This is a genomic window from Microcoleus sp. N9_A1, from assembly GCF_036701795.1.
Classification (GTDB): Bacteria; Cyanobacteriota; Cyanobacteriia; order Cyanobacteriales; family Microcoleaceae; genus Microcoleus.
The window spans coordinates 25,846-33,017 of sequence record NZ_JAUBRI010000072.1; the positions used below are offsets into that span (position 1 = coordinate 25,846).

Below are 7,172 nucleotides of genomic sequence, written 5' to 3' on the forward strand. Positions count from 1 at the left end.
TTATTAATCCACGCTCCTCAAATTCTCGGACGTTCCCATTTCATCTTCAAGTAATCATTTAGATACTCTGATTTGAACACTATTCGACCTTAACTGCCAGCGGCAAGCTTCCTAATCATACCTCAATTCAGCAATGCCAAATTAAGATGCGTTTACCCTGGAGTCTAAAGCCAGGATTGGGCAGCAGTTAAATATGTATGCCTATCCTACTTGACTTTTGTGACATTTTCGTAAGTTGTCACCAATGCGAAGACCTTGGTAAGCTGTTGCGGCATTTAAATTGTCTGTCAAAAAACCATGAAACAATGAGTGGGGTGTCTCGCCCGCCTCGAATATGCAATTTAAATGCGCGACAGCTTAATGAAGATTTGGAGGAAGAGCCTCGGTCTCCTCCTTTTAATCGAGGCTGTGCCTCCTCCAAAGGTCTTCCCAGGCAGTGCCTGGGAACGATGGGAATAGTCATTGGTCATGCGTTAATTGCTACTAACTAATAACTAATAACTAATTAGCCCTTTTTTACAGCTTCTGGAACACTGCGAACATCGGCAGATACATCGACAGCAAAATCGAACCTACGATACCACCGACGACCACAATCATCAGAGGTTCTAGCATACTGGTAAGTCCTTTTACTGCTTCTTCCACTTCCGTTTCGTAGAAAGCGCCAACTTTCATCAGCATCTTGTCAAGTTCCCCTGTCTCCTCACCAATTGCCATCATTTGAATGGCCAAAGACGGAAAAACAGCTTGTTCTTGCAAAGCAATACTGATCATGCCGCCGCTTTGAATTTCCTGTCTCGCATATTCGATCGCATTCGATATCGCCTGATTACCTGCCACATCTCGCACAATTTCCAAAGAACTGAGAATCGGCACGCCCGATCGCGTCAGCGACCCAAATATCACGCAAAACCGAGCCACAGCCGATTTTTCAATCAAATCTCCAAAAATCGGCAACTTCATCGCAATCCGATCAATTTGCAAGTGGCCGATTGGAGTTTTGTAGTACATATCAAAGGCAAATTTGAGCGCAATAATCACCCCAATAACTGTTATTTGTTGGATGGGAGGCCAAGCTGTACAAAACGCACTAATTGCCAGCATAAACAGCGTAAAAGCAGGCAAATCTGCACCAATATCCTTAAAGATTTTAGCGAAAGTTGGCAGCAAGAATATAGTCATTGCGAAAAAAATCACGATCGCGATGGAAAACACTGTCTTCGGATAAGACATTGCCGAATTAATTTCAGCCTCCGTCTTGTGATTTTTTTCCATCATCAGCGCCAGACGGTCTAGGGTTTCATCTAGCACCCCCCCGACTTCTCCCGCCGCCACCATACTGATAAACAGTTGGTCAAAAACATCAGGAAACTTAGCCATCGCCTCTGCCAAGTTTATCCCCTCCTGCACGTCAGCATTCATGCTCCTGAGTGCTCGCTTCAACTTAGCATTAGAACACTGCTCGTGCAGCACGGAAAGGCATCTCACGATCGCCACCCCTGCATTAAACATAGCCGCAAACTGACGAGCAAAAATAGCCATATCCTTAACAGTAAGACTGGTAAGGTTATACTCGATTTGCTCCTGAATCTTACTGAAATCAAAGCCACCTTTCGGTTTTTGGCGGATAACGTTGGTAGCCACAGCTCACCTCTGAAAATTTATTAAAAGTTATGACTGATCAGTCATCAGTCATTAATTCAGCCTGCTGACTTCTGACTAATGACTGCAGACTGAATTAATGAGCTCCTACCTTGGCGCCACCAACAGGTGCCGGGCCGATCAAGCGTTCGAGTTCGTCAGCCTTAGAAGCCTTGGCCATTGCCGATTCCCAAGTGACTTTACCGCTCTTGTAAAGTTCAGCGAGGGCCATTTCCATCGTCCTCATGCCCAATTTTGCTCCCATTTGGATTTGCGAGTAAATCATGGGAGTTTTGCCCTCCCGGATCAAGTTAGCCATAGCTGGAGTATTTACCATGATTTCCATAGCGCAGCAGCGGCCGCCCCCAACTTTCACTACCAAATTTTGGCTGCAAATTCCCACCAGAGAGTTAGATACCTGGGCGCGAACCTGGGGTTGTTGAATTGGCGGGAACACGTCCAAAATCCGATCGACCGTTGCACCCGCCGAATTAGTGTGCAGCGTTCCCATCACCATGTGACCCGTTTCTGCAGCCGAAATTGCCAGACCGATCGTTTCCAAGTCCCGCATTTCCCCCACCAGAATTACATCAGGATCTTCGCGCAAAGCAGCTTTCAGCGCATTAGCAAAGCTCTTAGTATCTTCGCCCTTTTGGCGCTGGTGAAACAAACTCTTGATATTAGGAAACACATATTCGATCGGATCTTCAACTGTTAGAATGTGTTCCGCCCGCGTCCGGTTGACCAGATCCAACAAAGCCGCCATCGTAGTAGTTTTCCCGGAACCTGTTTGCCCCGTCACCAACAACATACCCCTGGGTCTTTCCGTCAGATCCCGCAAAATCTGCGGCACGCCTAAAGCATCTGCATTAGGAATCTTAGAAGCCAGAGCCCGCATACAAGCAGCCCAAGCACCCCGCTCCCGGTAGACATTAACGCGGAACCGAGCCAATCCCCGAACGCCGTAAGCGCAGTCGAGTTCCCACTCCATTTCCAACTGCTTGCGCTGCATATTGTTGAGCATTTGGAAAATCAGGATCTGCACTTCCTCAGCCGACAGAATGTCGCCGTATTGCGTCTGAGGAGTTAGTTTACCGCTGACTCGGAAGAATATAGGCGCGCCCGCTTGGATGTGTATGTCCGAACCCCCTTGCTCTACCAGGGACTCCAGTACGTCTTCAATCATCAGACCCATAGATACCTCTCCTCGATCAAATTGATAGTTATTGACCAATCTAGCTCAGTTAACAGTCAACAGTTGACAGTTGACAGTTGACTGTTGACAGTTGACAGTTGACAGTTGACAGTTGACAGTTGACAGCTTGCCCGCTTGCCCGCTTGCTTAGAGAAGGGTTGACAGTTGACAGCTTGCCCGCTTGCTTAGAGAAGGGTTGACAGTTGACAGCTTGCCCGCTTGCTTAGAGAAGGGTTGACAGTTAACTGCTGAATCAATCCAAAAAGCGTGGTGTCAAGCAGTACGGACAATCCAGCATCTCCGGCTTCAATTCGGCCCGACAACTTTTGCAGGTAAGCCCCTGCTTGCGTTTGGCTTTCATTTCCGCCTCCAGGCCCGAGTCTGTAAACGTCACCCGCTCGACTTCTTCAAAGGTAGTCGCGCCTTCCCGCACCAACTGCAAGCTGTAAGCCAACAAAGTTTTCATCCCTTCTTCTACTGCTGCTTCCTTAATTTGCTCTGTGGGAGCTCCTTGAGTAATCAGAGTTTGAAGCCGCTCAGTATTTTTCAGGTACTCGTAAACCCCTACCCGTCCTTTGTAGCCTAGCCCGCCGCACTTCCGACAAAGTTGCTCGCGTTCTGCGAGTTCTTTCCTTTCCTCCACCGGTACAGTGTTGGCTTTGTAAACAGTTAGATCAATTTCTTGAGAAGCCGATAGACCGTACTTGCCGAGTTCTGCGGCAGTAGGCTGGTAAGGAATGCAGCATTTGTCGCAAACGCGCCGCATCAGACGCTGAGCCAACACGCCCAACAGAGCGGCTGAAACCATGAACGGTTCTACCCCCATTTCGGCCAAACGCGCGACTGCCCCGGCTGCGTCGTTGGTGTGCAGCGTCGTCAGCACCAAGTGTCCCGTCAAAGCAGCTTCCAGAGCAGTTTTTGCTGTTTCCCTGTCCCGCGTTTCTCCAACCAGCATCACGTCAGGGTCTTGCCGCAAAAATGCCCGCAGAATGTTGGAAAAAGTCAAGTCTTTTTCCCGAATTACTTGACATTGGGTAATTCCTGGCAAAGCATATTCGATCGGGTCTTCGGCCGTACTGATATTAACCCCCGGATCGTTCCGTTCCGCCAGAATCGAGTACAGAGTAGTTGACTTGCCCGAACCCGTCGGCCCCGTCACCAAAATCAGTCCGAACGGACGGCTAGCACTTTCTCGCACTAAGGCCAGAGTTTCTTCGTCGGAGATTAACAAACCCAAACCCAACTGAGTGCTGGAACTGTCCAAAATCCGCAGCACGATTTTTTCGCCGTACCGGGAAGGCAAGCTGTTCACCCGGAAATCCACCGTGCGTCCCTCAAACACCCGGCGGATGCGGCCGTCTTGAGCTTGTCGGCGTTCGGCAATATCCAGGTTGGCAATAATCTTGAAACGAGCCGTAATCGATGCGACTACCTGCTTGGGAAACCGGAAATACTCTTGCAGCACCCCGTCTTTCCGCATCCGTATCCGCATGAACTCTTCTTGAGGTTCTACGTGGATGTCAGACACCTTTTCCGACAAAGCTTTAGCCAAAATGATATTGACGGCCTTAATTACGGGAGCAGCCTCCGCATCGTCCAAGGTGTTAGCGAGGTCTTCTTGGTCGCTACTCTCCTCTTCTAGGGAGAGCTCGCCAAAATCTCCCTCCCCTAAGTCCATCTTTCTCTGTTTTTCGATTTCAGCTTTTTTAGCTTCCCTCTTAACTTGGTCGTCTTGATAGGCAGAAGTAATGTCCTGGTAGTCGTCTGGTGTAATCACCCGTCGCTGCAAAGCCAAGCCATGAGGCTGTAAAATCCGCCGCAAATCTTCTATGGCGTTGAGGTTATCGGGATCTACCATTGCCACTAAAACCGCCGCAGGCTCAGTTTCAGTCTTCGCTACGGGTAAAAACCGACCTTGGTGACAAATGTCGATCGAAATCTTCAACGCGTCGAGCATAATTCCGAGTTGCTCGTTAGACATTTCGCTCATCTCCGGGTCAAATGCTTCAACGCCGTAGACTATCTTCCGTTCAAACATCTGCTGCTTCTTGTAAAGTCGCAGCAATTCTGGGGGTAACGGCTGCCCGGTAAGTGCTTCTAATACCTCCGTCAAACGCTTGCCCGACTTCTGGCTTTCAATTTGAGCTTGCTTCACTTGCTCGCCGTTGACGTAACCCGACTGAATCATCTTGGTGAGAGCCGGAGGAAATTGGCTCACAGAAACTAGGGATGTGGAGCGAGGCGGGGATGTGCTAGTCATAAAAAACACTCAATAGGTGGGAAACTCAGTCACACAGAGTGCTGAGAGGAAAACCAACGCGGGGTTTTAACCCCCGTATTCTTTGCTTATGGATCAGCTATCATTTTCTTGCTCAATCCCTATCTCTCCAGTGTAAGCTCGCTGTCCCCTCTAAGCTTCGTCCACACATTGACGATATGTTGGAGGGATTTGCCGGTGCTTGCAATCAAATCTTGTTCGTTGAGTGCTAAGTTGCTTACTTACCTGATTAACTTGCGGGATACTCTCGTTATAGCGTCAGGGCAAATCACTTGGGGATTCCCCGTGCCGGGAGAGAAAAGCGGGGCGGGGTGTGTCCCCTTCCCAGGCTAATTCTATTTTCCCAAATTGTTTGCTCAAATTACAGCGCCCGTGGTGACGCAGTTAGCTGTACTAAATTAAAGATGACCTATGTTCTGTGATGATAGCTTTTACGAAAGCCTCGATCGCCCTTTTGAAATATATTTTGATTAATTATCTGCGATCGGTCACTGCCCGATCGTCGGCTGCATCAGTCCCCAATGCAAATTTTGAGCAACTCTAGTTTGGGATCAGTAAATATTACTTTAATTCTTCTTGGGTGTCTGAACCTTTGTGACGTAAGCTTAACGGATCAGAAATGTTGGAAAGCAGCCAATTAGATATTAATCTAATTTACAGATGATCACCTCCGCCCGATCACCTAATGTCTATCATTTGACTGGCCAAAATTCGAGAATTCAAGAAACTTAGGCGTTATAGAATCAGTAAAACCACAGCCCCTATTCGCGTCAAGATTAACAACCTAGTATCTAAGTTACACAAGCACACAGATAACTACTTACTCACTAAATACAAATTCCTTTTTTTTCCGACTTTGAAAACTCAGCAAATGGTAATAAATGCCAGTATCAAATTGCAACTAAAACAGCCTCACCGATGATAACTTTAAGTCACTAAGTAGGTCGGCGAAAAAAAACAAAACTATGTTAAGATACCTAAAGAAAGGTATAGCGTAAGGATTCAGGTATCTGAAACGTAGTCACAGAAGGAATTCTAGAATTCAAGCATTCGCTAAATTAACAGCTTAATTCTCAAGAGGTACGAAAATAAAAGCTTTCAGGGTTTCTTAATAAGAATGGATATTTAATGATTATTCAATCAAATGGTTACACCCAGAAGTGTTGAATGATAGGAAAAGATTGCTAAAATTGGCCCAAAAATGTATAATTGCAGAGTTATAAAATATTAATAATCAACTGAAATGCTATTTTCTAACTTCCCCAAAATTGTCAAACGGTATCTCGCCCATTTACGATGATGATGATTATCCAGTTTTAGATAGCTTCACATTTGTCTCCTGCTGGCTAGGGTTTAGTTTTGACCAAAGTCTGGATACTATGCGTTCCCTATTTTCCCGTTTAAACAGTCGAGATATTTCCCTAGACATATCAACTTTTTCCAAGGCTAGTAAGCATAGAGATATTGATGTTTTTGTAAAAATATTTGAAAGATTACAAGCCGATATAAAACGTCAATTAATTAACAAAAATTGTCTCAGCTTATTCCCTTTAGATTCAACGATAGTTACCTTGACAAGTAAATTACTATGGCAACAGGAATACCATTAAGTAAAATTATTTGCTGGAACGGACAATGAACGGGGAATAATTGATGGAGTACACATTCATTTTGGCCAAGGTCATGACAGTGAGCATGGAGATGAAACTATAGCAGCCATACCTCAAAATGGAGTCGCTGTAATGGATAGAGGCTTTTCTAGCTCTGAACGCGTTCAAGCATTAATGAAACAAAAAAATCAATATTTTGTACTACGAATTAAGAATAATTATACTATCAACATGAAGGAGAATGGAACTTATGAAGTGTGGAGTGACAAACGAAAAGTTCAAGTAAGATTAGTGACTTTTTCAGATTTAGAAACACGAACTGAATTTAGGTTTGTCACTAATTTACCTGAATCAGGAGAATTAGCATACACTAGACCTCCTGCGAAAATATCAAGTACTCGCCTGTTGTAATGATAAATACAGGTCATAATTGTAAATTCCTGCAATT

General features: G+C 45.8%; 3 protein-coding genes and 1 pseudogene. 1 reads left to right on the top strand and 3 read right to left on the bottom strand.

Annotation, left to right across the window (positions count from 1 at the left end; translation table 11 throughout):
• Positions 1–516: 516 nt before the first annotated feature.
• From QUA58_RS25495 to QUA58_RS25505, 3 genes are all read right to left on the bottom strand, one after another.
• The gene (locus tag QUA58_RS25495; protein WP_333255638.1) at positions 517–1,644 is read right to left on the bottom strand and encodes a type II secretion system F family protein; all 1,128 of its coding nucleotides are present in this window, start codon (positions 1,642–1,644) and stop codon (positions 517–519) included.
• A gap of 94 nt (positions 1,645–1,738) precedes the next feature.
• Entirely contained in the window at positions 1,739–2,836 is a 1,098-nt protein-coding gene (locus QUA58_RS25500; protein ID WP_333255636.1) for a type IV pilus twitching motility protein PilT, read from the bottom strand.
• A gap of 253 nt (positions 2,837–3,089) precedes the next feature.
• The gene (locus tag QUA58_RS25505) at positions 3,090–5,096 is read right to left on the bottom strand and encodes a GspE/PulE family protein (RefSeq protein WP_333396699.1); all 2,007 of its coding nucleotides are present in this window, start codon (positions 5,094–5,096) and stop codon (positions 3,090–3,092) included.
• A gap of 1,640 nt (positions 5,097–6,736) precedes the next feature.
• On the opposite strand from QUA58_RS25505, the pseudogene QUA58_RS31655 reads away from it, so the two are divergent.
• Positions 6,737–7,135, top strand: a pseudogene (locus QUA58_RS31655) (transposase); the annotation flags it as partial.
• Between the last annotated feature and the right edge of the window lie 37 nt (positions 7,136–7,172).

Bases quoted from the DNA above. Each gene is read 5' to 3' on its own strand.
- QUA58_RS25500 (WP_333255636.1), bottom strand. From the start codon at position 2,836: ATGGGTCTGATGATTGAAGACGTACTGGAGTCCCTGGTAGAGCAAGGG.
- QUA58_RS25505 (WP_333396699.1), bottom strand. From the start codon at position 5,096: ATGACTAGCACATCCCCGCCTCGCTCCACATCCCTAGTTTCTGTGAGC.